The organism is Streptomyces sp. I05A-00742, from assembly GCF_013055795.1.
GTDB lineage: Bacteria > Actinomycetota > Actinomycetes > Streptomycetales > Streptomycetaceae > Streptomyces.
The window spans coordinates 212,882-236,340 of record NZ_JABETO010000004.1 but is presented as its reverse complement, the minus strand read 5'-3'; the positions used below and the strand labels follow the sequence as shown (position 1 = coordinate 236,340).

At 73.6% G+C, this 23,459-nt stretch carries 20 protein-coding genes; 19 read left to right on the top strand and 1 reads right to left on the bottom strand.

Annotated elements, in window-relative coordinates:
• Positions 1-7: 7 nt before the first annotated feature.
• On the bottom strand, positions 8-1,759 hold the full coding sequence (locus tag HN013_RS05815; RefSeq protein ID WP_171163652.1) for an ABC transporter substrate-binding protein: 1,752 nt from the start codon (positions 1,757-1,759) through the stop codon (positions 8-10).
• 192 nt (positions 1,760-1,951) lie between these two features.
• Between HN013_RS05815 and HN013_RS05810 the strand changes: the two genes are divergently transcribed.
• The 19 genes from HN013_RS05810 to HN013_RS05720 all read left to right on the top strand — a co-directional run bounded on the left by HN013_RS05810 (position 1,952) and on the right by HN013_RS05720 (position 23,347).
• Positions 1,952-3,292, top strand: a complete 1,341-nt coding sequence (locus HN013_RS05810; protein WP_171163815.1) for an aminopeptidase P family protein — start codon at positions 1,952-1,954, stop codon at positions 3,290-3,292.
• Between the two features lie 55 nt (positions 3,293-3,347).
• Positions 3,348-4,496 carry an FAD-binding oxidoreductase gene (locus tag HN013_RS05805; protein WP_171163650.1) on the top strand — a complete coding sequence of 383 codons (1,149 nt, stop codon included), beginning with the start codon at positions 3,348-3,350 and terminating at the stop codon, positions 4,494-4,496.
• 44 nt (positions 4,497-4,540) lie between these two features.
• Positions 4,541-4,861, top strand: a complete 321-nt coding sequence (locus HN013_RS05800) for a (2Fe-2S)-binding protein (protein ID WP_171163648.1) — start codon at positions 4,541-4,543, stop codon at positions 4,859-4,861.
• Entirely contained in the window at positions 4,842-6,407 is a 1,566-nt protein-coding gene (locus HN013_RS05795; protein ID WP_171163646.1) for an NAD(P)/FAD-dependent oxidoreductase, read from the top strand. Before HN013_RS05800 ends, HN013_RS05795 begins: the two co-directional genes overlap by 20 nt.
• A 73-nt stretch (positions 6,408-6,480) precedes the next feature.
• Positions 6,481-7,389 carry a dihydrodipicolinate synthase family protein gene (locus tag HN013_RS05790; RefSeq protein ID WP_171163644.1) on the top strand — a complete coding sequence of 303 codons (909 nt, stop codon included), beginning with the start codon at positions 6,481-6,483 and terminating at the stop codon, positions 7,387-7,389.
• Between the two features lie 29 nt (positions 7,390-7,418).
• A complete protein-coding gene (locus HN013_RS05785; RefSeq protein WP_171163642.1) occupies positions 7,419-8,423 on the top strand; it encodes a proline racemase family protein in 1,005 nt (334 codons plus the stop codon).
• A complete protein-coding gene (locus HN013_RS05780) occupies positions 8,420-9,784 on the top strand; it encodes an aldehyde dehydrogenase family protein (protein ID WP_171163640.1) in 1,365 nt (454 codons plus the stop codon). The genes HN013_RS05785 and HN013_RS05780 overlap by 4 nt, the downstream gene beginning before the upstream one ends.
• Before the next feature lie 57 nt (positions 9,785-9,841).
• The gene (locus HN013_RS05775) at positions 9,842-10,552 is read left to right on the top strand and encodes a GntR family transcriptional regulator (RefSeq protein WP_171163638.1); all 711 of its coding nucleotides are present in this window, start codon (positions 9,842-9,844) and stop codon (positions 10,550-10,552) included.
• Positions 10,553-10,820: 268 nt separating this feature from the next.
• Complete coding sequence (locus HN013_RS05770) at positions 10,821-12,086, top strand: alpha/beta fold hydrolase (protein ID WP_171163636.1); 1,266 nt, start codon at positions 10,821-10,823, stop codon at positions 12,084-12,086.
• A 44-nt stretch (positions 12,087-12,130) separates the two neighbouring features.
• Entirely contained in the window at positions 12,131-13,339 is a 1,209-nt protein-coding gene (locus HN013_RS05765; RefSeq protein WP_171163634.1) for a M6 family metalloprotease domain-containing protein, read from the top strand.
• Between the two features lie 217 nt (positions 13,340-13,556).
• Positions 13,557-14,273: an XRE family transcriptional regulator gene (locus tag HN013_RS05760; protein ID WP_171163632.1), complete on the top strand. Its 717-nt coding sequence runs from the start codon at positions 13,557-13,559 to the stop codon at positions 14,271-14,273.
• 17 nt (positions 14,274-14,290) lie between these two features.
• Positions 14,291-15,484 (top strand): M20/M25/M40 family metallo-hydrolase, encoded by a 1,194-nt coding sequence (locus HN013_RS05755; RefSeq protein WP_312018510.1) that lies wholly within the window; start codon positions 14,291-14,293, stop codon positions 15,482-15,484.
• 148 nt (positions 15,485-15,632) lie between these two features.
• Positions 15,633-15,794 (top strand): hypothetical protein, encoded by a 162-nt coding sequence (locus HN013_RS05750; RefSeq protein WP_171163628.1) that lies wholly within the window; start codon positions 15,633-15,635, stop codon positions 15,792-15,794.
• A 95-nt stretch (positions 15,795-15,889) separates the two neighbouring features.
• Entirely contained in the window at positions 15,890-17,644 is a 1,755-nt protein-coding gene (locus HN013_RS05745; RefSeq protein WP_171163626.1) for an asparagine synthase-related protein, read from the top strand.
• Complete coding sequence (locus HN013_RS05740; protein ID WP_171163624.1) at positions 17,638-17,940, top strand: PqqD family protein; 303 nt, start codon at positions 17,638-17,640, stop codon at positions 17,938-17,940. Before HN013_RS05745 ends, HN013_RS05740 begins: the two co-directional genes overlap by 7 nt.
• A 17-nt stretch (positions 17,941-17,957) precedes the next feature.
• Positions 17,958-18,353: a lasso peptide biosynthesis B2 protein gene (locus tag HN013_RS05735; RefSeq protein ID WP_249374750.1), complete on the top strand. Its 396-nt coding sequence runs from the start codon at positions 17,958-17,960 to the stop codon at positions 18,351-18,353.
• 163 nt (positions 18,354-18,516) lie between these two features.
• Complete coding sequence (locus HN013_RS05730) at positions 18,517-20,403, top strand: ATP-binding cassette domain-containing protein (RefSeq protein ID WP_312018509.1); 1,887 nt, start codon at positions 18,517-18,519, stop codon at positions 20,401-20,403.
• Between the two features lie 209 nt (positions 20,404-20,612).
• Entirely contained in the window at positions 20,613-21,506 is an 894-nt protein-coding gene (locus tag HN013_RS05725) for a DMT family transporter (protein WP_171163619.1), read from the top strand.
• Positions 21,507-21,670: 164 nt separating this feature from the next.
• Positions 21,671-23,347: an APC family permease gene (locus HN013_RS05720; protein ID WP_171163617.1), complete on the top strand. Its 1,677-nt coding sequence runs from the start codon at positions 21,671-21,673 to the stop codon at positions 23,345-23,347.
• Positions 23,348-23,459: the final 112 nt, after the last annotated feature.

Here is a 23,459-nt window from a genome sequence, read left to right as displayed (position 1 = left end):
ACGGACCTCAGTCCCGGCTCTTCGACGGGTCCTTGAGGCCGACGGTCGCGTAGTCGAGCTGACCGCCGAAGACGGTGTGCCCGTACGCCCCGGCCACATTGCTGCCGAGGACCAGCGGCCACCGCCGGATCAGCACCGGCACGGCCGGGGCCTTGGCCAGGATCTCGCCGTCCAGCTGCTGCCAGGCCCGGGCCGCCTGGCGCGCGTCGGTCATGGCGGCGATCTCGTCCATCCGCTTCATGGTGGCGTCGTCGCGGAAGAGCGAGTGGTTGCCGGAGTTGCCCTTCTCCTTGATGTAGCGGCCGTCGAAGACGAAGGGCAGGAAGGTCGAGCCGGACGGGTAGTCGGGGCACCAGCCGGTGTACACCATGTCGGTGCGGTTCTTGGTGTCGCCGATGGTGGCGTAGAACGCGGACGGGTCCACGGTCTCGATGGTGACCTTGATGCCGGCCTTGCCCAGCGACTGCTGTATCGCCTCGGCCCGGCCCTTGTCCCCGGACGAGACGGTCATCTTGGTGGAGAAGCCGTCGGGCTTGCCGGCCTCCTTCAGCAGCTCCTTGGCCTTCGCCACATCGCCGGTGGCGGGGATCCTCAGGGTGTCGGGCTGCTTGCCGTCGAAGAGCCCGGCGGGCATGTAGGCGGTCGACGGGTCGTTGAAGGCGGGGCCGCCGGAGGAGGTCAGGACGGAGTCCCGGTCGAGGGCGTACTGCACGGCCTGCCGCACCTTGACGTTGTCGAAGGGCGCCCGGCCGGTGTGCATCTGGACCATGTCGGTGCAGTTCTGCGACTCGGCGAGCAGCCGCTTGCGCACCTCGGCGGAGGTCAGCACCTTGGGCGCGCTCTCCGGCCGGAGCGCGCCCCACGGCACGGCGGAGGCGTCGGTGCCCCGGGCGGCGACCATGCGGTCGTCGATCTGGTTGGCCTTGAGCCCCATGGTGACGACGAGCTTGTCCGGGTACGCCTTGCGGACCTCGTCCGTCTTCGGGTTCCAGTGCTCGTTGCGGACCAGGACGAGCTTCTTGCCCCGGGCGAAGGAGTCGATCTTGTACGGGCCGGAGGAGAACGGTCTGTTGTCGTACTGCGGGCCCTTGTCCTTCGCCCGCGGGACGGGCGCGAAGGTCGGCATGACCGCCGCGTTGGGGAACTCGGCGAACGGCTTGCGCAGTTCGAAGACGATGGTGTGGTCGTCCGGCGTCCTGACGGAGTCCAGGTGCTTGCCCTGGGCCGGGCCCTGATAGCCCTCGGCGCCGGCGAGGTAGCGGGCCGCGTAGTCGGCGCCGCCGGGGAGGTCGGGGGAGAAGGACCGCTCCACGTTGTACTTGACGTCCTGCGCGGTGACGGGCGAGCCGTCCTCGTACTTCACCCCCCGCTTGAGGTGGAACGTCCAGGTCCGGGCGCCGTTGGAGGGGGTGCCGAGGTCGGTGGCGAGATCCGGGACCAGCTTGCCGCCCTCGGTCCCGGGGGCGGCCTTGTACGTGACCAGGGTGCGGTAGAGGAGCCGGGTCCCGAAGTTCATCTCGCTGACGACCCAGTTGCGCGCCGGGTCGAGATGGGTGAAGTCCTGGTGGGACAGCACGGTGAGGGTGCCGCCCTTGTGCGGGGTGCCGCCGACCGCGGCGCCCAGGTTGGCGGTGGCGGGGTTCTTGCCGCCTTCCCTGCCCCCTCCCACCGAGTCCTTCCCGCCCGAACAGGCGGCCGTACCGAGAGCGAGGGAGGCCGCCAGCGTGGCGGCGAGAGCGACAGAGGTGCGCTTGTTCATCAGTGGTCACTCCGAGAACGGTCGAACAGCCAACAGCCATGCCGGTAGCCGAAGTGCTGGCTGAAATGTGACCCGTAACATAGTAATGTGAAATTGCACTGACAAGGTGTCGGCAGCTCCGTTACCCACCTGTGTCCGACGAGCCCGAGGAGGAAGACCGTGCGTGAACCCGCAGTCACCCCCATCCGCACGATGAGTCACGACCTGCCCGTGTCCGACGAGTTGGCGGCGTCCATGGCGCGGGGGTGGACGCCCGCTCCGCCGCCCGGCGACCTCCGGCTGCCCGTCGCGGACGCGGCCGCCGCACGCCGGGAGAGACTGTCCGCCCGCTTCCCCGGCGAGCGGCTGCTCATACCCGCCGGCGACCTGAAGGTCCGCTCCAACGACTGCGACTTCCGCTTCCGCCCGCACAGCGCCTACGCCTGGCTCACCGGTCTGACCGGCGAGGACCAGGCCGGCCACGTCCTCGTCCTCGAACCGGACGGCCCGCACCGGCACCAGGCGGTGCTGTACGTCCGCCCGCGCCCGCCCCGCGTCGGCGGATCCTCCGCGTTCTACCGCGACCGCCGCCACGGCGAGTTCTGGGTCGGCCGCCGCCCGGACCTCGCCGAGACCGAGCGCATGACCGGCCTGGCCTGCGCCGCCCTGGACGGCTCGGTGCCCCCGGGGCGCGACGCGTCCGTGGACGGTGAACTGGCGTCGGTCCTGAGCGAGTTGCGGCTGATCAAGGACGCCTGGGAGGTGGACCAGCTGCAACGGGCCGTGGACCACACCACCGCCGGCTTCGAGGACGTCGTCCGCGCCCTCCCGCACGCCCTCGCGCACCCGCGCGGCGAACGCTGGATCGAGGGCGTCTTCGGCCTCCGCGCCCGCGCCGAGGGCAACGGCACCGGCTACGAGACCATCGCCGCCTCCGGCGCCCACGCCTGCGTCCTGCACTGGATACGCAACGACGGCCGGCTGAACCCCCGCGACCTGCTCCTCCTCGACGCCGGCGTGGAGACCGACACCCTCTACACCGCCGACATCACCCGCACCCTCCCCCTCTCCGGACGCTTCTCACCCGTCCAACGCCAGGTCTACGACCTCGTCCTCGCCGCCCAGGACGCCGGCATCGCCGCCCTCGAACCCGGCGCCAGTTTCCGCGACTTCCACCGTGCCGGCATGCGCGTCATCGCCGAGGGCCTCACCGACTGGGGCATCCTCCCCACCCCCGACGGCGACCTCCACCGCCGCTACACCCTCTGCAGCAGCGGCCACATGCTCGGCCTCGACGTCCACGACTGCGCCCAGGCACGAGCCGACACCTACCTCGACGGCATCCTGGAGGAGGGCCAGGTCCTCACCGTCGAACCCGGCCTCTACCTCCAGCCGGACGACGAGACCCTGCCGCCCGAACTGCGTGGCATCGGGGTGCGCATCGAGGACGACCTCGTCATCACCGCGGACGGCGCCCGGCTGATGTCGGGAGCGCTGCCGCGGACGGCGGACGGGATCGAGGCGTGGATGGGGGAGTTGCTGGAGGGGCGTTGATTCCGGTCCTGCCGGCTCTTGGCAGCGCATAGTGCAATGTGAAATATTACTGTGCGTGCCCCAGAGCAACTCCTCGGACGTCATCGTCGTCGGAGCCGGCGTCGTCGGTGCGGCCTGTGCCCACTACGCCGCCCGCTCCGGCCTCTCCGTCACCGTGATCGATCGCGGTCCCGTCGCGGGCGGGACCACGGGGGCCGGTGAGGGCAACCTCCTGGTCTCCGACAAGGAACCGGGCCCCGAGCTCGATCTGGCGCTGCTGTCCGCGGAGTTGTGGCGGGAGCTGGCCGGGGAGCTTCCGCGGGCCGTCGAGTACGAGGGCAAGGGCGGGCTGGTGGTCGCCTCCGGGCCCGTCGGGATGGAGGCGCTGCGGCACTTCGCCGCGGCGCAGCGGAAGGCGGGTGTCACGGCCGACGAGGTCCCGGCGGACCGGCTGCACGACCTGGAGCCGCATCTCGCCCCGGACCTCGCGGGGGGTGTCCACTATCCGCAGGACGCCCAGGTCCAGCCGGCCCTCGCCGCGGCCCACCTGCTGCGTGCCTCGGGTGCGCGGGTGCGGACCGGGGAGCGGGTCACCGCCGTCCTCACGGGGAGCGGTGGTGCGGTGCGGGGGGTGCGGACGTCCGCCGGTGAGGTGTATGCGCCGTATGTGGTGAACGCCGCGGGGACTTGGGGCGGTGAGGTGGCGCGGCTCGCCGGGGTGGAGCTGCCCGTGCTGCCGCGTCGCGGCTTTGTGCTCGTCACCGAACCGCTGCCGCGCGTGGTGCGGCACAAGGTGTACGCGGCGGACTACGTGGCGGACGTGGCGAGCGGGTCGGCGGCGCTCCAGACGTCGGCGGTGGTGGAGGGGACGCCGGCGGGGCCGGTGCTGATCGGGGCGAGCCGTGAACGGGTCGGCTTCGACCGCACCTTGTCGACGGAGGCGCTGCGCCGCCTCGCGGCCGGGGCGACCGCCCTGTTCCCGGTGCTGGCGGGGGTGCGGGCGATGCGTACGTACGCCGGGTTCCGCCCGTACCTGCCCGACCACCTGCCGGCCATCGGGCCGGACCCGCGGGTGCCCGGGCTGCTGCACGCCTGCGGGCACGAGGGGGCGGGGATCGGACTCGCCCCGGCCACGGGGGCGTTGATCGCCGCGATGCTGACGGGGGAACAACCTCCTGTCGACGCAAGGCCGTTCGCGCCCGAGCGTTTCAGGGCGGCGGCGTGAGCGCCGTCCCCAAAGCCGTCACCCCACCGGAGAGGAGCCCTGCCGTGGCACGTCATCGCACCCCCGCCGACCTCGTCGGCGCCGTGCCCGACGCCGCGTTCGAGATCACCTTCGACGGCCGTCCGGTCACCGCCCTGCCCGGGCAGACCGTCGCCGCCGCGCTGTGGGGGGCCGGCATCCTCGCCTGGCGCACCACCCGCGACGGCGGCCGCCCGCGCGGCGCCTTCTGCGGCATCGGGCAGTGCTTCGACTGCCTCGCCACCGTCAACGGAGAGCCCAACCGGAGGGCCTGTCTGGTGTTTGTCCGGCCCGGGGACGCGGTCACGACCCAGGAAGGACACGGCCATGCCGACCTCGCCGTCTGAGCCCCGCGCACCGTACGACCTCGCGGTGATCGGCGCGGGTCCCGCCGGGATGGCCGGTGCCGTCACCGCGTCCCGGCTCGGGCTGGACGTCGCGCTGCTCGACGCGGCCGAACGGACCGGCGGCCAGTTCTTCCGGCACCCCGCGCCGGGGCTCGGCGCCATCCGGCCGCAGGCCCTGCACCACGACTGGCCCGCCTTCACGGCCCTGCGCGCCCGGCTGGAGGCGAGCGCCGTCGACCACCTCGCCGCCCACCACGTCTGGACCGTGACCCGGGACGGCGAGGAGGCGTGGAGCGTGCACGCCCTCACCGGACCCGACGGCGACGGCGGCAGCCCGGCCCGCGTCCGGGCCCGCGCGGTGCTGCTGGCGACCGGGGCCGGGGAACGCCAACTGCCCTTCCCCGGCTGGACCCTGCCCGGCGTCGTGGGGGCCGGCGGCGCCCAGGCGATGCTCAAGTCCGGGCTCGTCCTGCCCGGGGCGCGCGTCGTCTTGGCGGGCAGCGGGCCGCTGCTGCTCGCCGTCGCGTCCTCGCTGGCCGCCGCCGGGGCGCGGGTGCCGGCCGTGGTCGAGGCGTCCGGCTACCTCGGCTACGCCCGCCGTCCGCGCGCCCTCGCCGTCAATCCGCACAAGCTGCTCGAAGCCGCGGTCCACGGTACGGCGTTGCTCCGCCACCGGGTCCCGCTGCGCACCCGTAGCGCGGTGACACGGGTGCACGGCACCGAACGGGTGGAGGCCGTCACGGTCTCCCGGCTCGACCGCGACTGGCGGCCCGTGCCGGGCACCGGCCGCCGGATCGCCTGCGACGCGCTCGCCGTCGGACACGGGCTGGCGCCGCAGATCGAGCTCGCCACCGGGCTCGGCTGCGCCACCCGGCGCACCCCGGACGGCACGCACGCCCTCGTCCTGGACGGGCTCCAGGAGACCTCGGTCCCCGGTCTCTGGGCCGCGGGGGAGACCGGCGGAGCCGGAGGCTGGGAACTCGCCCGCGTGGAGGGCGAGTTGGCGGCCGTCGCGGTCGCCGCCCGGCTGACCGGTCGGCCACGGCCCGGCGCGGGCCGACGGGTACGGGACCTGCGCCGCCGCCGCGACCGGATGCGCGCCTTCGCCGACGCGATGGCCGCCGCCCACGCCCCCGGGCCGGGCTGGACCGGCTGGCTCGCCGACGACACCGACGTATGCCGCTGCGAGGAGGTGACCGCGGGCCGGATCCGCGAGGCGGTCACCGACTTCGGCGCCCGGGACGCGCGGACGGTGAAGCTGCTCACCCGGGCCGGCATGGGCTGGTGCCAGGGGCGGGTGTGCGGGGCGGCCGTGGCCTGTCTCGCCGGCGGCGGTACGGCGGAGGGGGCCGTACCGCCGTCGGCCGACCGCAGACCGCTCGCCGCGCCTGTCCCGCTGGGGGTGCTGGGCGCGCTCGACGGGCAGGATTCCTCCGGGCCCGGTGCGTCCGGGGGAGAACCTGGCGCGTCCGGGGAAGAAGCTGCCCCCGGGCCCGGTGCGTCCGGGGGAGGAGCCGGTGCGTCCGGGGAGGAAGCCGTCAACTGACCCCGGTCGCCTCCCTCTTGTGGATACGATCGCCCATCAATAAAATGTCACACAGCACAGAAGGGTTCACGGCATGACCGCCACCTCCTGGAACACCGCCCGCCCCTGGCGCGGCATCATGGTCGCCACCACGCTGCCGCTCCGCGACGACCTCTCCGTCGACCACGACGCCTACGCCGCGCACGTCCGTTGGCTCCTGGACAACGGCTGCGACGGCGTCGTCCCCAACGGCTCGCTCGGCGAGTACCAGACGCTCACCGACGAGGAACGCGCCCGCGTGGTCCGTACCGCCGTCGAGGCGGCGGGCGACGGGGCCCGGGTGATGCCCGGCGTCGCCGCCTACGGCAGCGCCGAGGCGCGCCGCTGGGCCGAGCAGGCCGCCGAGGCGGGCTGCGGCTCCGTCCTGTTGCTGCCGCCGAACGGCTACCGCGCCGACGAGCGTGCCGTCCGCGCCCACTACGCCGACGTCGCCCGGGCCGGGATCCCGGTCGTCGCCTACAACAACCCCATCGACACCAAGGTCGACCTGACGCCCGCCCTGCTGGCCGCGCTCCACCGCGACGGCAGCGTCGTGGCGGTCAAGGAGTTCAGCGGCGACGTCCGGCGTGCCTACGAGATCGCCGAACTCGCCCCGGAACTCGACCTGCTCATCGGCGCCGACGACGTCCTGCTGGAGCTGGCGACCGCCGGCGCCGTCGGCTGGATCGCCGGATACCCCAACGCCCTTCCCGCCACCTGCGCCGAGCTCTACCGCGCCGCCGTCGCCGGGGACATGGAGACGGCCCGGCCGCTCTACACCTCGCTGCACCCGCTGCTGCGCTGGGACTCGAAGACCGAGTTCGTGCAGGCCATCAAGCTCTCCATGGACATCGTCGGCCGCCCCGGAGGTCCCACCCGGCCGCCCCGCCTCCCCCTCACCGGCGAGGCCGAGGCCCTGGTGCGCGCCGCCACCGAGAAGGCCGTCGCCGACGGCCACCACTGACCGCCCCGCGGCCTCCCGAAAGGACGTCCGTGCGCACCCGCCACGTCTTCCACGCCGTCGACTCGCACACCGAGGGCATGCCCACCCGCGTCATCACCGGTGGTGTCGGGGTGATACCCGGCGCCACCATGGCCGAGCGCAGACAGCACTTCGTCGACCACCTCGACCACCTCCGCACCCTCCTGATGTACGAGCCGCGCGGCCACGCCTCGATGAGCGGCGCGATCCTCCAGCCCCCCACCCGCCCCGACGCCGACTACGGCGTCCTCTACATCGAGGTGTCCGGGGTGCTGCCGATGTGCGGCCACGGCACCATCGGGGTCGCCACCGTCCTCGTCGAGACCGGCATGGTGCCGGTCACCGAGCCCGTCACCACCGTGCGCCTGGACGCCCCGGCCGGCCTCGTCACCGTCGACGTGCGGGTCGAGGACGGCGCGGCCACCTCCGCCACGATCACCAACGTGCCCTCCTTCTGCGTCGCCCTCGACCGGAAGGCGGACGTGCCCGGGTACGGGACGGTGACGTACGACCTCGCCTTCGGCGGCAACTTCTACGCCTTCGTCGAACTCGACGCGCTGGGGCTGCCGTTCGACCGGGCCCGCAAGGACGACCTGCTGGCCGCCGGGCTCGCCGTCATGGACGCCGTCAACGCCTCGCCGGACCGGCCCGTCCACCCCGAGCAGCCCGGGATCAACGGCCTCAAGCACGTGTACCTGGCCGCGCCCGGCTCGGACGCGCACCACTCGCGGCACGCCATGGCCATCCACCCCGGCTGGTTCGACCGCTCGCCCTGCGGCACGGGGACCTCCGCCCGGATGGCCCAGCTGCACGCCCGCGGCGCGCTCCCGCTGGGCCGGGACTTCGTCAACGAGTCCTTCATCGGCACCCGGTTCACCGGCCGGCTGGTGGGGGAGACGGAGGTCGGCGGGGTGCCGGCCGTCGTGCCGGCCATCACCGGGCGCGCCTGGATCACGGGCACCGCCCAGTACTTCCTCGACCCGGCCGATCCCTTCCCCGGAGGCTTCCTCCTATGACTTCCGCCCCCATGGTCTCGTACAACCCGGCCGACCCCTCCGACGTCCTGACCGAGTTCACGGCGCCCGGGGCCCGCGCCGCCGCCGACGCCGTCGAGATGGCCCGTGCCGCGCAGCCGGGCTGGCTGGACGGCGGCGCGGCCGCCCGCGCCGCGGCCCTCACGGCGGTCGCCCGGGCGATCGAGGCCGCCGCCGGTGAACTGGCCGCCCTCGCCGTGCGCGAGGTGGGCAAGCCCATCGCGGAGGCACGGGCGGAGGTGGCCCGGACCGTCGCCATCTGGCGCTACTACGCGCAGGCCCCCTACGCGCCGACCGGCGCCGTCCACGAACCGGCCGGCGGCCTTGGACTGCTGCTGACCCGCCGTCGCCCGCACGGCGTCGCGGGCCTCGTCACGCCCTGGAACTTCCCCTACGCCATCCCGAGCTGGAAGGCCGCGCCGGCCCTCGCGGCCGGCAACACGGTCGTTTTCAAGCCCGCGCCCGAGGCCACCGTCTGCGCCCTGCGCCTCGCCGAGACCGTGCGACAGGCCCTCCCGGACGGGGTGTTCACGGTCGTACCGGGCGGCGCGGCCGAGGGCGGTGCCGTGCTCGACACCGCCGACGCGGTCTCCTTCACCGGCTCGACCGCCGTCGGCACCGCGGTCGTCGCCGCGGCGACCGCCCGGGGCGTCCCGGTCCAGGCCGAGATGGGCGGTCTCAACGCCGCCATCGTCCTGCCGGACGCCGACATCGGACGGGCCGCCGCGCACATCGCCGCCGCGATCGCCGGGTACGCGGGCCAGAAGTGCACCGCCACCGGCCGGGTCATCGCGGTGGGCGCCGCCCTCGAACCCCTCCGCGAGGCCCTGGCGGAGGCGGTGCGTGCCCTCCCGGTGGGCGATCCGGCCGAGGTCGCCACGGTGTGCGGGCCGGTCGTCTCCGCGGGGGCCCGCGACCGCGTCACCGACGCCCTGGACGGTGTCTCCGTCCTCGCCGCCGGGCAGGCCCCGGAGGGGCCCGGCTGGTACGCGGCGCCGACCGTGGCCGAGAAGGTGCCGCCGGGCCACCGGCTGCTCACCGAGGAGGTGTTCGGCCCGGTCGCGGCGCTGCTGGCCGCGGACGACCTCGCCGACGCGGTCCGGATCACCAACTCCGTACCGTACGGGCTGGTCACCTCGGTGCACACGGCCGGCCTGGACGCGGCCCTGCACGGGCTCGACCATCTCGGGACCGGCATGATCCGGGTCAACGCCCCCTCCACCGGCGTCGACTTCCACCTGCCGTTCGGCGGCGCCGGAGCCTCCGGCCACGGCCCGCGCGAACAGGGAGCGGCCGCACTGGAGTTCTACACGTCAAGCCGTACGTACACCCTGTTGCCCTGAATCCAATGTGACATTGTACGCTGGTGGTCCAGTCCATCGGGGCACGAAAGGGACACCATGGGGCACCTCAAGCAGCGCAACCTCATCACTGCCCGGGAGCGGCTGCGCGACCAGGTCGCCCACGCCCTGCGCGCCGCCCTGATCTCCGGTGAACTGCGCCCCGGCGAGGTCTACTCGGCGCCCGGGCTCGCGGAGGAGTTCGGCATCTCCGCGACGCCCGTGCGCGAGGCCATGCTCGACCTCGCCCGCGAGGGACTGGTCGAACCGGTCCGCAACAAGGGCTTCCGGGTCACCGAGGTCAACGAGCGCGACCTGGACCAGTACACCGAGATCCGTACGCTCATCGAGGTCCCCATGGTCGGCCGGATCACCGGCACCGCGGCCCGCGAGGACCTGGAGGCGCTCCGGCCCGTCGCCGAGGAGATCGTGCGCGCCGCACGCGAACACGACCTCATCGGCTACCTGGAGGCCGACCGGCGGTTCCACCTCACCCTTCTCGGGCTCTCCGGCAACGAGCGCCTGGTCGAGACCGTCAGCGATCTGCGCAAGCGTTCGCGCCTGTACGGGCTGACCGCGCTGGACGAGCGCGACGAGCTGATCCCCTCGGCCGAGGAGCACCTCGAACTGCTCGACCTGATGCTGGCGGGCGACGCCGAGGGCGCCGAGCAGTGCATGGGACGGCACCTGGGCCACGTGCGCTCGCTGTGGGCCCGGGGCGGCGACGAGCAGCGGCGGGCCGGACGGGGGAAGGCGCGCGCCGGCCGGTGAGCCGTGGGCGGGGGAGAGGGGGCGTGCCCGTCGCACGCCCCCTCTCGTCATACCGCCTGCCCGCTCCATAACGCCGGACGATGGGCAGACGGGAGTACCCCCGGCCCGGCGCCGGCTCCAGGCTGTCTTCCGCGACCTCCGTCCGGAGGGTCGCCGCCCGGAGGGTCGCCGTGCGGAGAACCGCGGTGCGGAGAACCGCGGTGCGGAGAACCGCCGCCCGGAGAACCGCCGTCCGCCGTCCGGAGAACCGCCGTCCGGAGAGGGAGACATGAACCCCGCGTACGCCACCGCCGACCACGTCTTCACCGTCCCCCTCGACCACTCCGCGCCCGACGGGCTCACCATCCGGGTGTTCGCCCGCGAAGTCGCCGACCCCGCCCGCTCGGCCGACGCGCTGCCGTGGCTGCTCTACCTCCAGGGCGGGCCAGGCGGCAAGTCGCCCCGGCCGTCCGCCGGTTCACCCGGCTGGCTGGACCGGGCGCTGGAGACCCACCGGGTGCTGCTCCTCGACCAGCGCGGCACCGGCCGCTCGTCCCCCGTGACCGCCCGTACGGCCGCCCGATTCGCCGGACCCGGCCAACTCGCCGCCCACCTCGCCCACTTCCGCGCCGACGCGATCGTCGCCGACGCCGAACTGATCCGCCGCGCGCTGTGCGGCGACGAACCCTGGGAGACCCTCGGCCAGAGCTACGGCGGCTTCGTCACCCTCACCTACCTCTCCCGCGCACCCGAGGGGCTGCGCGCCTGCTATATCACCGGGGGCCTCCCCGGCCTCACCGCCACCGCCGACGACGTCTACGCCCGCACCTACCCCCGCGTCCGGGACCGCGTCCTGGACTTCTACGACCGCTACCCGGACGACGCCCCCCGCCTGCGCCGCCTCGCCGACCTGCTCGCCACCACCGAGGTCCGGCTGCCCGACGGCGACCGGCTCACCGCCCGGCGACTGCGCACCCTCGGCCTCGTCCTCGGCATGGGCGACGGCTTCGAGCGGCTGCACTGGCTGCTCGACGAAGCCCTCGACGACCGGGGCGAACCGACCGCCACCTTCCTCCACCAGGTCATGGCCCTGACCGCGTTCACGGACAACCCCCTGTTCGCCGTCCTCCAGGAGACCCTCTACGGCCAGGGGAACGGGCCCACGGGCTGGGCCGCGCACCGCGCCCTGGCCGGCTTCCCCGAGTTCGCCGAGGACGCGGACCCGCTGCTGCTCACCGGCGAGATGATCTACCCCTGGATGTTCCGGGACGTCGCCGGACTGCGTCCCTTCGCCGACGCCACCGCGCTGCTGGCCGAACGGGACGACTGGCAGCCGCTGTACGACCCCGCCCGCCTCGCCGCCAACCGGGTCCCGGTCGCGGCCGCCGTCTACCACGACGACATGTACGTCGACGCCGGACTCTCCCTGCGCACCGCCCGGGAGGTCGCCGGGGTCCGCGCCTGGGTCACCAACGAGTGGGAGCACGACGGCGTCGGCGCCTCCGGCGGGCGGGTCCTGGACCGCCTCATGAGGCTGGCGGCGGGCCGCGCCTGACCCCCGATCACCTCCCCGACCGGCCCGTCCGAACAAGGAGTGCCATGCCCACGCCGCCCCTCCGGCCCCGGCTGCTCGCCACGGCCCTCGCCCTCGCCGCCTGCTGCACCGCCCCCGTCCCGGCCTCGGCGGCACCCCGCCCCGACCGGCCGTCCGCCGCCGACTGCGCGCTGCCGGGCCGGACCGGCTGGACCGACGAGGGCCACGACACCGACCGCAAGCAGTTCCGGCGCGCCACCGGCACCCACCGCGTCCTCACCCTCTTCGTCGACTTCCCCGACGCGCCCGCCCCCGACTCCACCACGGCGTACGCGGCCCACCTCGCCCCCGCCGCCGGCTGGATGCGCACCGCCTCCTACGGCCGGACGCGGCTCGACCTCACCTTCTCCCACCGCTGGGTCCGTATGCCGGCCGCCTCCACCGACTACGGCTTCCAGCGCGGCCTCACCTTCGAGGCCCACGAGCGCTACCTCCGCGACGCCGTCACGGCCGCCGACCCGGGCGTCGACTTCTCCCGCTACGACATGGTGTACGTGGTCCCCACCAGGACCGCGAAGGCGATCCCCTTCTCCCCGACGTACCTGTACGACCCGGCCGGCTCCGGCATCACCGCCGACGGCCGACGCCTCAAATGGGCCGTCACCTTCGGCCAGGACATGTGGCGGTGGGGCCACAAGGTCGCCGCCCACGAGACCGGGCACATCTTCGGCCTCCCCGACCTCTACGCCTTCACCGGCGACACCCACCGCCACGTCGGCGGCTGGGACGTCATGGGCGACATCGCCGGCGCCGCTCCCCAGTACCTCGGCTGGCACGCCTGGAAGCTCGGCTGGATCCGCGCCGCCCAGGTCGCCTGCGTGGCCGCCCCCGGCCGCCGCACGGTCCGGCTGACACCCGTGGAACGCCCGGGCGGCACCAAGATCGCCGTCATCCGCACCGGCGCCACCACGGCGTACGTGGCCGAGTCCCGACGGGCCGGCGGCAACGACCCCGACCCCTGCTCCACGGGCGTCCTGATCTACAAGGTCGACTCGTCGGTCCCGACGGGCGAGGGCCCGATCCGCGTCCTGCCCCCCACCCCCTCCCCATCCGCCCCTCTGCCCGCCCCTCCCGGCTGCACCCCCCTCGACCTGGCCGCCCACCATCCCGGCAGCACCTTCACCGACCCGTCCGCCGGCGTCCGCATCGACGTCCTCGCGGGCGACCGGTCCGCGGACACCGTGCGCGTCACGGCGGCGCGGCGGGGGTCCTGACGGCGGGGTGGGGGCGAAGTGACGTTCGGCGTCACGCAGTTCAGACAGGTGTGCGGCTCGGGCCGTGGGACGACGCTGACCGTGACCCGGAAGCTGATCCACTGACGGCCGGGGAAGGATAGAGGCGGGAGGATCCGGCGGACGGGAAGGGGTGGTTTCCGTGGCCGCGGGGAGTGATGGGGATTCGGCACTCAAGCGGGCCCGGGTGGCGCGGAACATGACATTGGAGGAGGCGGCCGATGCCCTCAATGTGATCACTGGACTGGCGGCGGACGCGAGCTTGCTCAGCGCCTTCGAGTCGGGGCGGCGGCGTACCGGGAAGCGGAACCGGGCCGGGTTGTGCGAGCTGTACCGGGAGCGGTCGGAGGTGCTGTTCGCCCATCAGGACGGGGCGGTCACGAGCGTGCTGGAGCGCTCCGGCACGGCGCAGGTCGTCAAGCTGCTGACCCGCTGGACCGATCTGATCGAGGCGATGATCGAGGTCGCTTCCGGCGCGCGCGAGCAGCTGGTCGTCACCGGCAGCCGGTCACGGGAGGGGGCATATCTGGCAGCGATCGAGGCTGCGGTGGCCGAGCACGCGGACCTGGTGCACTACCGCGTGCTGTACGGGCCGCCGAGGCACCGTGCGCTGACCGATCATCTGGTGCGGCTGCTGGAGCTGCGGGACCCGGCCGCCCGGCGCAACGGTGGAAAGACGTTGCGTATCGGGATGGTCGAGCAGTCGGAGGCACTGGAACGGTTCTTCGTGGCGTCGGAGACGGCCGCGGTGGCGCCGTTGCCGAGTTTCCACGGGGCGGAGGGGTTTGACTGTGGGGTGCTGCTGGGCCGGGAGGCGGCGGTGGGGCTGGTCCATCACGGGCGGGAGGCGTGTGCGTCCGCGCGGCCGGTGGAGACGATCGAGGCCGTACGCGCGCTGTCGGTGCGGCACATCTGATGGGCGAGGAGAACAGGGTGAGCGAGAACTTGCAGGCGGCGGCCGCCGAGCGGTGCGCGTCCGTCATCGGCCTGGCGCAGGAGCTGATCCGGTTGCCGAGCCGGGGCGGTATCGACGACTACGGGCCCGTCCTGCGCGTTCTTGAAGGCTGGCTGACGGACCGTGCGCTGCCGCACCGGCGCCTGTATGACGAAGTCGGTGCACTGGTAGGGCTATTGGTGGAGATCGTGGGCGGGAGGCCTGGCCGGTGGTGGGCTCTGGACGCCTGCATGGACACTGCTCCGTTCGGGGACGAGGGCGCGTGGTCGTTTTCGCCGACGGCCGGGGACGTGGTGGATGGCTGGCTGCGCGGCCGCGGCGCCGCCGATTCCAAGCTCGCCGCCTCGATGTTCTGCCACATCGCCGCCGACCTGCACCCCCGCGCCGCCGGCCTGCACGGTGGGCTGGCCGTGCTCCTGGACGTGGACGAGCACACCGGCGGCTTCGGCGGCGCCCGCGCCTATCTGGACGACCCCGCCGCCGCCCGGCCCGCAGGGGTGATGATCGGCTACCCGGGGCTGAAGGAGGTCGTAGCCGGAGGACGTGGTCTGTGGCGCGCTGTCATCGCGGTTCATGCCCCCTCCGGGCACTCGGGGGCCAGCCGCACTGTCGTGGGGGCGATCTCCCGCGCCGCACACCTCGTACGTCTTCTTGACGCGGCCTGCTTGCCCGGCGTCGAGGCCGGATCGGGGTTCCCGCTGCCGCCGAAGTTGTCCGTGACCTCATTCCACGGCGGCCAGGGCTTCTCGGTCACCCCCGACCGGTGCGAGCTGAACGTCGACATCCGCACCACACCGGCCTTCGATGCGCACGACGCGGAGACTCTGGTGTGCACGGCGGTGGCCGAGCTCGACGCGACGCTGCCCACCCCCCTGCCGACCCGGATCACCCCGGTGGCCAGCTGGCCACCGTTCCGTCTCGCGGCGGACGAACAGCCGGCCGCCGCTCTGCTGAGGGCTGCCGTCACCGAGGGGCTGACGGTGCGGGCGAAGACGGCGGGGCCGTCGAATATCGGCAACTTGCTGGCCGGTGAGGGCATTCCGGCCACGGCCGGGTTCGGACCGGCCTACGAGGGGCTGCACGGCATCGACGAGCGCGCCCGCCTCGCCGAGCTGCCGCAGGTCTACGCCGTCTACCACCGGGCAGTCCTCGACCTCCTCCACGCAGGCTGACAGCTTCCAGCCCGGTTCCAGGAACGTCCCGGATCCGCTCCTCGGAAGTCCCCACTTCTGTCTCTGGGAACCGCCCTTCGAACGCGGTGACATGGAGTCGGCACCATCGCACCACCTCCAGGTCAACCGATGTGAAGGAGGGCCGGTCATGGTCCTGAACACGCCTGATCCGCACAGCCCCGTCGAGCAGGAGGGCGCAGCCGCACCGAGTGGCGTCTTCGCGCCGCGGTTCAGCACCCACCCGGTGGCCGTCCTGACCCTGGGACGCCAGAAGGAGAACGACGCCGACAAGTCGAACTACTTCGAGTGACACGCCCAGGGCGTGACTGAACAACCTCCGGGGGGCCGGCCTGCGGCCGGGCCCCCGGGGGCGCGTCACAGCGGACGGATCCAGGGAGGTTGAGGATGCAACAGCAGTGGCTCGCCAGTGGCGCCGCCGGCGGTGTGCAGGTCGAAGGGCTGAACAATGTGCGCCGCGGGGCTGGTGCACGGGTGCGGATCGTCGTCGAGGGACAGGTGCGGCTGGCGGTGCTGGGCGACTGCTCGGTCACCGAGGAAGAGATGAGGGCCGCGCCGCCGGCGGCGTCCGGCCGGTGGGCGGAACTCACTCACTGGACGGGCTCGTACTGGGTGGTCGCGGACAACGGGCATCAGCGGTTCGTGTGCGGTGACCTGGCCGGCATCAGGCCCGTCTACTACAGCCTGCGCAAGGGGCGGGTGGAGTGGGCGACCCAGGTCCGCCTGCTGGCCGACGGGATGCATGCCGCGCCGGATCTGGGCCTGCTGGCGGCCCAGCTGACCGTCGGCGAGCAGCACTGGCCGCACCGCACCCCGTATGAGCAGGTCCGACAGGTGCCCGGGGGGTACGGGCTGCTGCTCACCCCCGGGACGCCGCCCCAGCTCGTGGACGTCAGCGATGCGTGCCCGGCGGTGGGTCTGCGCGAGGGCGCCCGGCGCTTCGGCAAGGCGCTCACCGAAGCCGTCCAGCACCGGCTCCACGCCGCCGAGGGACCGGTGGGCGCCGACCTGTCCGGAGGCCTGGACTCCTCGACGGCCGTGATGCTGGCGGCCGAGGTGGGACGGGTGCGGGCGGTGACGTACACCGACGGTTACACCAGTGGCGAGGACATGGCCTTCGCCGCCCGTGTCGCCCGCCACCCCGCCATCACGCATACGGTCGCCACCGGGACCGAGACCGAGCTGCCGTTCTCCTTCCCCGCCCGCCAGCCGACCGCGAGCGAACCGGTCCTGGAAGCGGCGATGTTCGCGATGGACGCCGCCTACCTGCACCCGGTCCGCGACCTGGCGCTGCATCTGACCGGGCACGGGGGTGACGTCGTGCTCGACTCCTCCTCCGCCTGCTGGGTGCGGCTGATCCAGGACGGCCACCGCCGGGAGGCCCGGCGGCAGGTCGTCGCCTTCGCCCGGCTGCGCAACGCCGCGCCCGGACCGTACTGGAAGGCACTCACCCGGGCCGCCGGCCTCGGTCGCGTCGGTGCTCTGGCCGAGGCCGCCGACACCCTGGAGCGCGGACCTGTGACGCCTGCTACCCGGGGTGGGTGGTCCTGGTGCCGTCCGGGCCCGGCCGCCTCGTGGCTGACCACCGGCGGGCGCCGGCAGGTCGCCGTCCTCGTCCGGCAAGCCATGCACACTCGGCAGCCGGACCGGGCGGACACGTTCGACCAATGGGCGGCCCTGCGAGCAGTCGGCGCCTCGGCCCGCGGCTGGATGCCCTACGGCGACGCTCTCGACATCCGGCCGGTCCACCCCTACCTGGACAACCAGGTCGTGCGGGCTGCGTTCGCCGTCCCGGCCCTGGCCCGGCGGGGCATGGTCGCCTACAAACCCCTGCTCGCCGCCGCCCTGCCCCAGCTTCCTGCGTGGCTGACCTCCCGCCGCTCGAAAGGCTCCTTCACCGCCCAGCGCATCGCCGGCCTGGCCCGCAACCACGACCGCCTCGACGCACTGATCTCCCACAGCCCACTCGTGTCCGAGGGGCTCATCGACCTGGACGCGGTTCGTCAGGCACTGGCCGAGGCGGCACGCGGACAGAGCACCCACGCGATCGCCGACCTGCACCAGCTGGTCGTGACCTGCTGGTGGCTCACCGGCCACACGGACGCTCCGCAGCAGCGGGCCACGCTGGGGGTGGCATGCTGATCCCCGCCTGTCACATCCACTACGCCGACACCGGCCACGGCACCGTCGTGCTCGATGTCCGCCACGGGCAGTGGCTGATGCTCGATGCGGACGCCACCCGCGTCTGGCACGCCCTCACCCGCCACGGCTCGACCGCCGGACTCGCCCAGGAGATCGCCGCGCCTACCGGCCAGGACCCCCGGACTGTCGAGAGGGGCATCGCCGCTTTCGTGGACGGCCTCCTGGAACGCGGCGTGCTCGTCGACGCCGACACCGACCGTCCGGCCCAGCAGCGGCGAAAGCGGTGGTGGCGGTGACGTCCATGGCCCCGGACATGGCGTCCGCCACGCCGCTGCCCGACCGTGCGGTGGCCGTCGTGGCGCTCGCCGCGGCCGTCGCTCTCGCCCGGCTGCCGCTGCGCCGGCAGATTGCCGCTGTCCGTACCGTGCGCGTGCTGCCGTATGCGCGAGCAGGGCGTGTGAGCGCCCTGTACGCCGCGGTGCACGCGGTCACGCCGGTCTGGTGGCCCGGCCGGATCGCCTGCATGGAGATCAGCCTGGCTACCGTCATCGCCACCGCGCTGACAGGTGGTCAGGCCCGGTGGGTGCTTGGTGCCCGGTTCCTGCCCGATGCCGCTCATGCCTGGGTCGAAGCCCTCGAAGGCGCGGTCGGCCGTGACACAGCCGACGCGGCCGACCGGCCATGGACGGCTGTCCTGGTCATTCCGTAGCCCGCCGCCACCGTGGTCCAGGGAGCCTGCTCCGCCTCCTGACCCCGTCCTCCCCTCACGGGTGAATGCGGGGCAGGGGGCGACGAGCGGACCAGGCGCGATGCGCTGCGACGGTAACAATTTCCCTTGCCCGTCAGGGGCGTTCCGTTCCTTCATGGGGCGCGTGACTCCACCCGCATCCCCCCGTCCGCCCGCCCCGGCGGGCCAGGCCCCGGTCATGCGCCTGGCCTCCGACCGCCACTTCGACGCGACCGTGAACCTGTCCACCTGGGCCATCGCCCGCCGCCTGCCGCGCACGCTGGGGCAGGCCGCCCGCCTCGGCTGGCGCACCGACCGCAGGGCCGTCGTGGTCCTGCTCGGCTGCCAGAGCGGTGCCGCTGTGCTCACCGCGACGGCCTTGGCGGCCACCACCCGTGTCCTGGCCGCGCTGTTCGCCTCCGTTGACATCACCGGCTCCCTGCGCAGCAGCCTTGGCTCCCTGGTACTCCTCGTATGTGCGGCCGCCGGCCGGTACGTGCTGGACGGCGGGGCCCGCGCGGCCGCCGCCCGGCTCGCGCCGAAAGCCGTACGGGAAGCCGACCTCGAGGTCATCACCGCCGCCACCTCGGCCGAGCTCGTCGCCTACGAGGACCCTGGTTTCGAGGACGCCCACGCGGCTGCCTCGGACGGCGCGGAGAAGGCCGGCGACCTGATCGTGGACGCCCAGCAGCTGACCTCCGCCGCCGCCCAGCTCGCCGCCGCCGCCACGGTCGCCGGTGTCCTGCACCCGGTGATGCTGCCGCTGCTGGTGGCGGCCGTCATCCCGGGGGCCTGGGGGGCGGTGCGCGGGGCCCGGATCGAGCACGCCGCCCACCACCGCAACCTCGCCGACTCCCGGCTCCGTTCGGTCTTCCGCTCCTACACCACCGACCGCGGCACCGCGGATGAAGTCCGCGCCGCCACCATGGCCGATTTCCTCATCCGCCAATACCGGGTCATCTCCGGCCGTCTGGAGGCCGAGCAACTGCGGGCCACCGGCCAGGCCCTGGTGGTCCAGGGCATCGGTGATGCGCTGGCCACCGTCGGCACCGCGCTGACCTGGGCCGTGCTGGTGCTGCTCGTGTCCACCGGCCGCATCGACCTGGCCGTCGCCGGCACAGCGGCCCTGGCCGTCCGGACCTCCGGGGCGGCGCTGACGTCAACGGTGCGGGCCGGCGCCCGGCTGTTCCGTACCTCGCTGTCCCTGGACGACTGGGCCCGCTTCCTCACCGTGGCGAAAGCGTGGGCCTGCCGCCGCGGCACCGTCCGCGTCGCCGGGGACGGTCCGCAGGTCATCAGCGCGGCGAACGTCTCCTTCACCTACCCCGGCGCAGCCGGGCCCGCGCTGAAGGACATCAGCCTTGATCTCAGGCGAGGCGAGGTCGTCGCGCTGGTCGGGGAGAACGGCTCCGGCAAGACCACCCTGGCCAAGGTTCTGACCGGCTTGTTCCTGCCCACCTCGGGCACGGTGGCATGGGACGGGGTCGATCTCGCCGACGCGGATCCGGACAGTGTGCGGGCCCGTCTCGCGCTCGTTCCGCAGGACTACACCCGTTGGCCGCTGGCCGCCCGCGAGAACATCACCCTTGGCCGGCCCCGCTCCGAAGGCGACACCGCCGTCCACGCCGCCGCCGAAGCCGCCGGGGCGGACACCGTCATCGCCGCACTCCCCGACGGACTGGACACCTCGCTGGCCCGGTCCTGGTGGGGCGGCCATGACCTCTCCGGGGGGCAGTGGCAGCGGATCGCCGTCGCCCGCGCCTTCCACCGCGACGGCTCCGTCCTCGTCCTGGACGAGCCGACCGCCGCCCTCGACGCCCGCGCCGAACACCGCGTCTTCACCCGGCTCAAGAACCTCGCCGACGGCAGGGCCACCGTCTTCATCACCCACCGCCTGGCCAACACCCGCCTCGCCGACCGCATCGTCGTTCTCGACCAGGGCCGCATTGCCCAGACGGGCACCTTCGACGAACTCGTCGGCGCGGGAACGGGAATCTTCTTCGAGCTCTACAAACTGCAAGAAGACCGATGACGCCGCGCAGACCGGCCGCGGTCCCTCCGGCACTTCGCACCCGTACGGACCGCGGCAACCGGGCAGACGCCGTCGTACAGGAAGCGGCGCCCGGCCGCGGCGCGGCCGGGCGGGTGACCGGTGCCGCCGGGTGGTGCCGGTGCCGCGGTGGGGCCGGTGGCGCTGGGAACGTGGCACCAGTGGCCGACGGGCCGGACGGAGGTGATGTCGTGACTGCCGTGCTTCCCGCGCTGGTCGCCCTGCTGGCGGCCGTGGCCAATGCCACGGGGACCGTTCTCCAGCGGCTGGCCGCGCGTACGGTGCCCGAGGGGGACGCGTTCAGCGTGCGCCTGGTCCGGCACCTGGTGCACAGTCCGGCGTGGCTGGGCGGGGTCGCCGTGATCGTCGGGGCGGCGGGCTGTCAGGCGCTGGCGCTGACCCTGGGCTCGCTGTCGCTGGTCCAGCCGATCCTGGTCACCGAACTGCCGTTCACGCTCCTCATCGCCTGCGCGGTCGCCCGGCGGCGGCTGCCCGCGGCGGGGTGGGCGGCGTCGCTGATGGTCGCCGCCGGGCTCGGCCTGGCGCTGGTGGCCGCGGCACCGGTGGGCGGTCGTGACCAGGTCTCCCCGGGCCGGTGGACGGTGACCCTGGCGGTGACCGGGGCGGCCATGACGCTGTGCGTGCTGGGCGCCCTGCCCCGGTCCCGCGGACGGGCCCGGGCGGCCCTGTTCGCCTCGGCGTCGGCGATCGGCTACGCGCTGACCGCCACGCTGATGAAGGCCGCCACCGGAGTCTTCGACGACCGCGGTCCCGCGGCCTTCTTCGGTGCCTGGCAGACGTACGCCTTCGTGGCGGCCGGGGCCTGCGCGCTCTTCCTGCTGGCCAACGCCATGGAGTCGGGCCCGCTGGTGGCCTCCCAGCCCGCGCTCACCCTGGGCGAGGGGGTGGTCAGTCTGGCCCTCGGGATGCTCGTCTACGGGGAGCGGGTGCGGACGGGGTGGTGGCTGGTCCCCGAGGGCGTGGGCGCGGTGCTCGCCACCTGGGGGATCCTGCTGCTGCCCGGGGTCGATCCGGAGGGTGGGGAACCGGCCGCCGAAACGACGGACCGCGGCGGCCCGCCCTGAGCCGATGAAAGCCGTTCGGCAGGTTGTCGTACTATGTCCGACGTCGCTCTGTACGTCCTCGGCCGTTCTCGCCGCCACACCCGGTGTCCGTTCCCGGGGGCCCGTGCGGCTTCGAGCCCTCGTCGACAGTGCCCAGGCAGCCGGGCAGAACGGAACAACACCTCGTGGATGTGAGCGCGGCCAACCGTAAGGGCCTCAGCCTCTTCGCCCTGATCATGATCGGCCTGGGGTCCATCTTCGGCTCCGGCTGGCTCTTCGGAGCGGGCCAGGCGGCCCAGGTCGCCGGCCCCGCCGCGCTGGTCGCCTGGGTCATCGGCGCGATCTTCATCGGCATGATCGCCATGTCCTACGCCGAGGTCGGCGCGGCCTACCCGCTGCCCGGTGCCATGGCCCGGTTCGGCTCCATCTCGCACGGCCCGGTGCTGGGCTTCGTCACCGGCTGGGCGGTCTGGATCGCCACCGCCTCCCTCATCCCGATCGAGTCCATCGCCGGCACCCAGTACATGGCGTCCTGGAACTTCGCCTGGGCCCGCGGGCTGGTCTCCGACGGCAGCCTCACCGCCAGCGGTATCGCGACCGCCCTGGTCCTGACCGTCGCCCTGTGGCTCGCCTGCTACTGGTCGGTGGCCCTGCTCGCGCGGGCGAACAACCTCCTCACCCTGGTGAAGTTCGCCATCCCGGTCCTGGCGATCGCCGCGCTCATCGCCTCCGGCTTCCACACCGGCAACTTCACGAACCACGGCGGCTTCGCCCCCAACGGCTGGTCCGCGGTGCTCACCGCCGTCTCCGCCTCGGGCGTCGTCTTCGCCTTCAACGGCTTCCAGGCCGTCGTCAACCTCGGCGGCGCCGCCAAGAACCCCGGCCGGGCCATTCCGCTCGCCCTCGTCGGCGCCCTCTCCCTCGGCCTGGTCATCTACCTCGCGCTCCAGGTCGCCTTCCTCGGCTCGGTCCCGCCCGAGCGGCTCGCGGAGGCGGGCGGCTGGAGCGGGATCAACTTCGCGTCGCCGTTCGCGGACCTCGCCAAGCTGCTGATGCTGCACTGGGTCGTCACCTTGCTCCAGTTCGGCGCCTTCATCTCCCCGTCCGGCGCCAACATCGGCAACGTCGCCTCGTCCGCGTACCTGGCCCAGAACCTCGCCGAGACCGGCTTCTTCCCCAAGAAGATCGCCGAGGTCCACCCCCGCTACGGCGTCGCCCGCCCCGCCATGTGGCTCAACCTGGGCTTCTCCGTCCTGCTGCTGCTCACCATCGGCCACAGCTGGGAGGCCCTGGCCAGCGTCGTCTCGGCCGCGATGGTCGTCTCGTACCTGATGGGCCCGATCGCGGTCGGCGTCTTCCGGAAGACCAAGCCCGGCCTGCCCCGCCCGTTCCGGCTCCCCGCCGCCGCCGTGCTCTGCCCGCTGACCTTCGCGTTCGCCGCGTGCGCCCTGTACTGGTCCAAGTGGCCCAACACCGGCAAGGTCGCGCTGCTCACCCTCGTCTCGCTGCCCATCGCCGCCGTCGTCCTGCGCCGCAAGGGCGAGCGGAGCCTGGCCAAACAGTTCGCGCCGGCCTGGTGGATGGCCGCGTTCCTGCTCTGGACGGCCCTGCTGTCCGCACTCGGCAGCCCCGAGTTCGGCGGCCACGGGATCATCCCCGGCGGCCTCGACACCGCCCTGGTCGGGGTGTCCGCCCTCGGCTTCTACTTCTGGGCGGTCCGCGCCGGCGTCCGCGCCCACCACGACGGGCTGCCCGGCCCCGACCCCGTGCTCGGCACCGACGCCGACGCCGACGGCGGGTCGGTGCCCGCCGTTCCCGCTCCTCGCGCCGCCGCACGGGACCGGGCGACCGCGTCTTCCTGAAACGGGTGGGCCAGGCCCCGCCGAAACCGGGTGGGGCAGGGCCCTGTGAGGAAGCGGCCCCACTCGGGATATCTTGATATCGAGCAATGTTGCAAACGTGGAGCGGAGCACC

Excerpts from the sequence above, each read along its gene's own strand:
- HN013_RS05790 (WP_171163644.1), top strand. The coding sequence starts at position 6,481 with ATGACCGCCACCTCCTGGAACACCGCCCGCCCCTGGCGCGGCATCATG.
- HN013_RS05810 (WP_171163815.1), top strand. The coding sequence starts at position 1,952 with ATGAGTCACGACCTGCCCGTGTCCGACGAGTTGGCGGCGTCCATGGCG.
- HN013_RS05760 (WP_171163632.1), top strand. The coding sequence starts at position 13,557 with ATGACATTGGAGGAGGCGGCCGATGCCCTCAATGTGATCACTGGACTG.
- HN013_RS05735 (WP_249374750.1), top strand. The coding sequence starts at position 17,958 with ATGGCGTCCGCCACGCCGCTGCCCGACCGTGCGGTGGCCGTCGTGGCG.
- HN013_RS05775 (WP_171163638.1), top strand. The coding sequence starts at position 9,842 with ATGGGGCACCTCAAGCAGCGCAACCTCATCACTGCCCGGGAGCGGCTG.
- HN013_RS05815 (WP_171163652.1), bottom strand. The coding sequence starts at position 1,759 with ATGAACAAGCGCACCTCTGTCGCTCTCGCCGCCACGCTGGCGGCCTCC.
- HN013_RS05780 (WP_171163640.1), top strand. The coding sequence starts at position 8,420 with ATGACTTCCGCCCCCATGGTCTCGTACAACCCGGCCGACCCCTCCGAC.
- HN013_RS05795 (WP_171163646.1), top strand. The coding sequence starts at position 4,842 with ATGCCGACCTCGCCGTCTGAGCCCCGCGCACCGTACGACCTCGCGGTG.
- HN013_RS05740 (WP_171163624.1), top strand. The coding sequence starts at position 17,638 with ATGCTGATCCCCGCCTGTCACATCCACTACGCCGACACCGGCCACGGC.
- HN013_RS05770 (WP_171163636.1), top strand. The coding sequence starts at position 10,821 with ATGAACCCCGCGTACGCCACCGCCGACCACGTCTTCACCGTCCCCCTC.
- HN013_RS05765 (WP_171163634.1), top strand. The coding sequence starts at position 12,131 with ATGCCCACGCCGCCCCTCCGGCCCCGGCTGCTCGCCACGGCCCTCGCC.
- HN013_RS05750 (WP_171163628.1), top strand. The coding sequence starts at position 15,633 with ATGGTCCTGAACACGCCTGATCCGCACAGCCCCGTCGAGCAGGAGGGC.
- HN013_RS05745 (WP_171163626.1), top strand. The coding sequence starts at position 15,890 with ATGCAACAGCAGTGGCTCGCCAGTGGCGCCGCCGGCGGTGTGCAGGTC.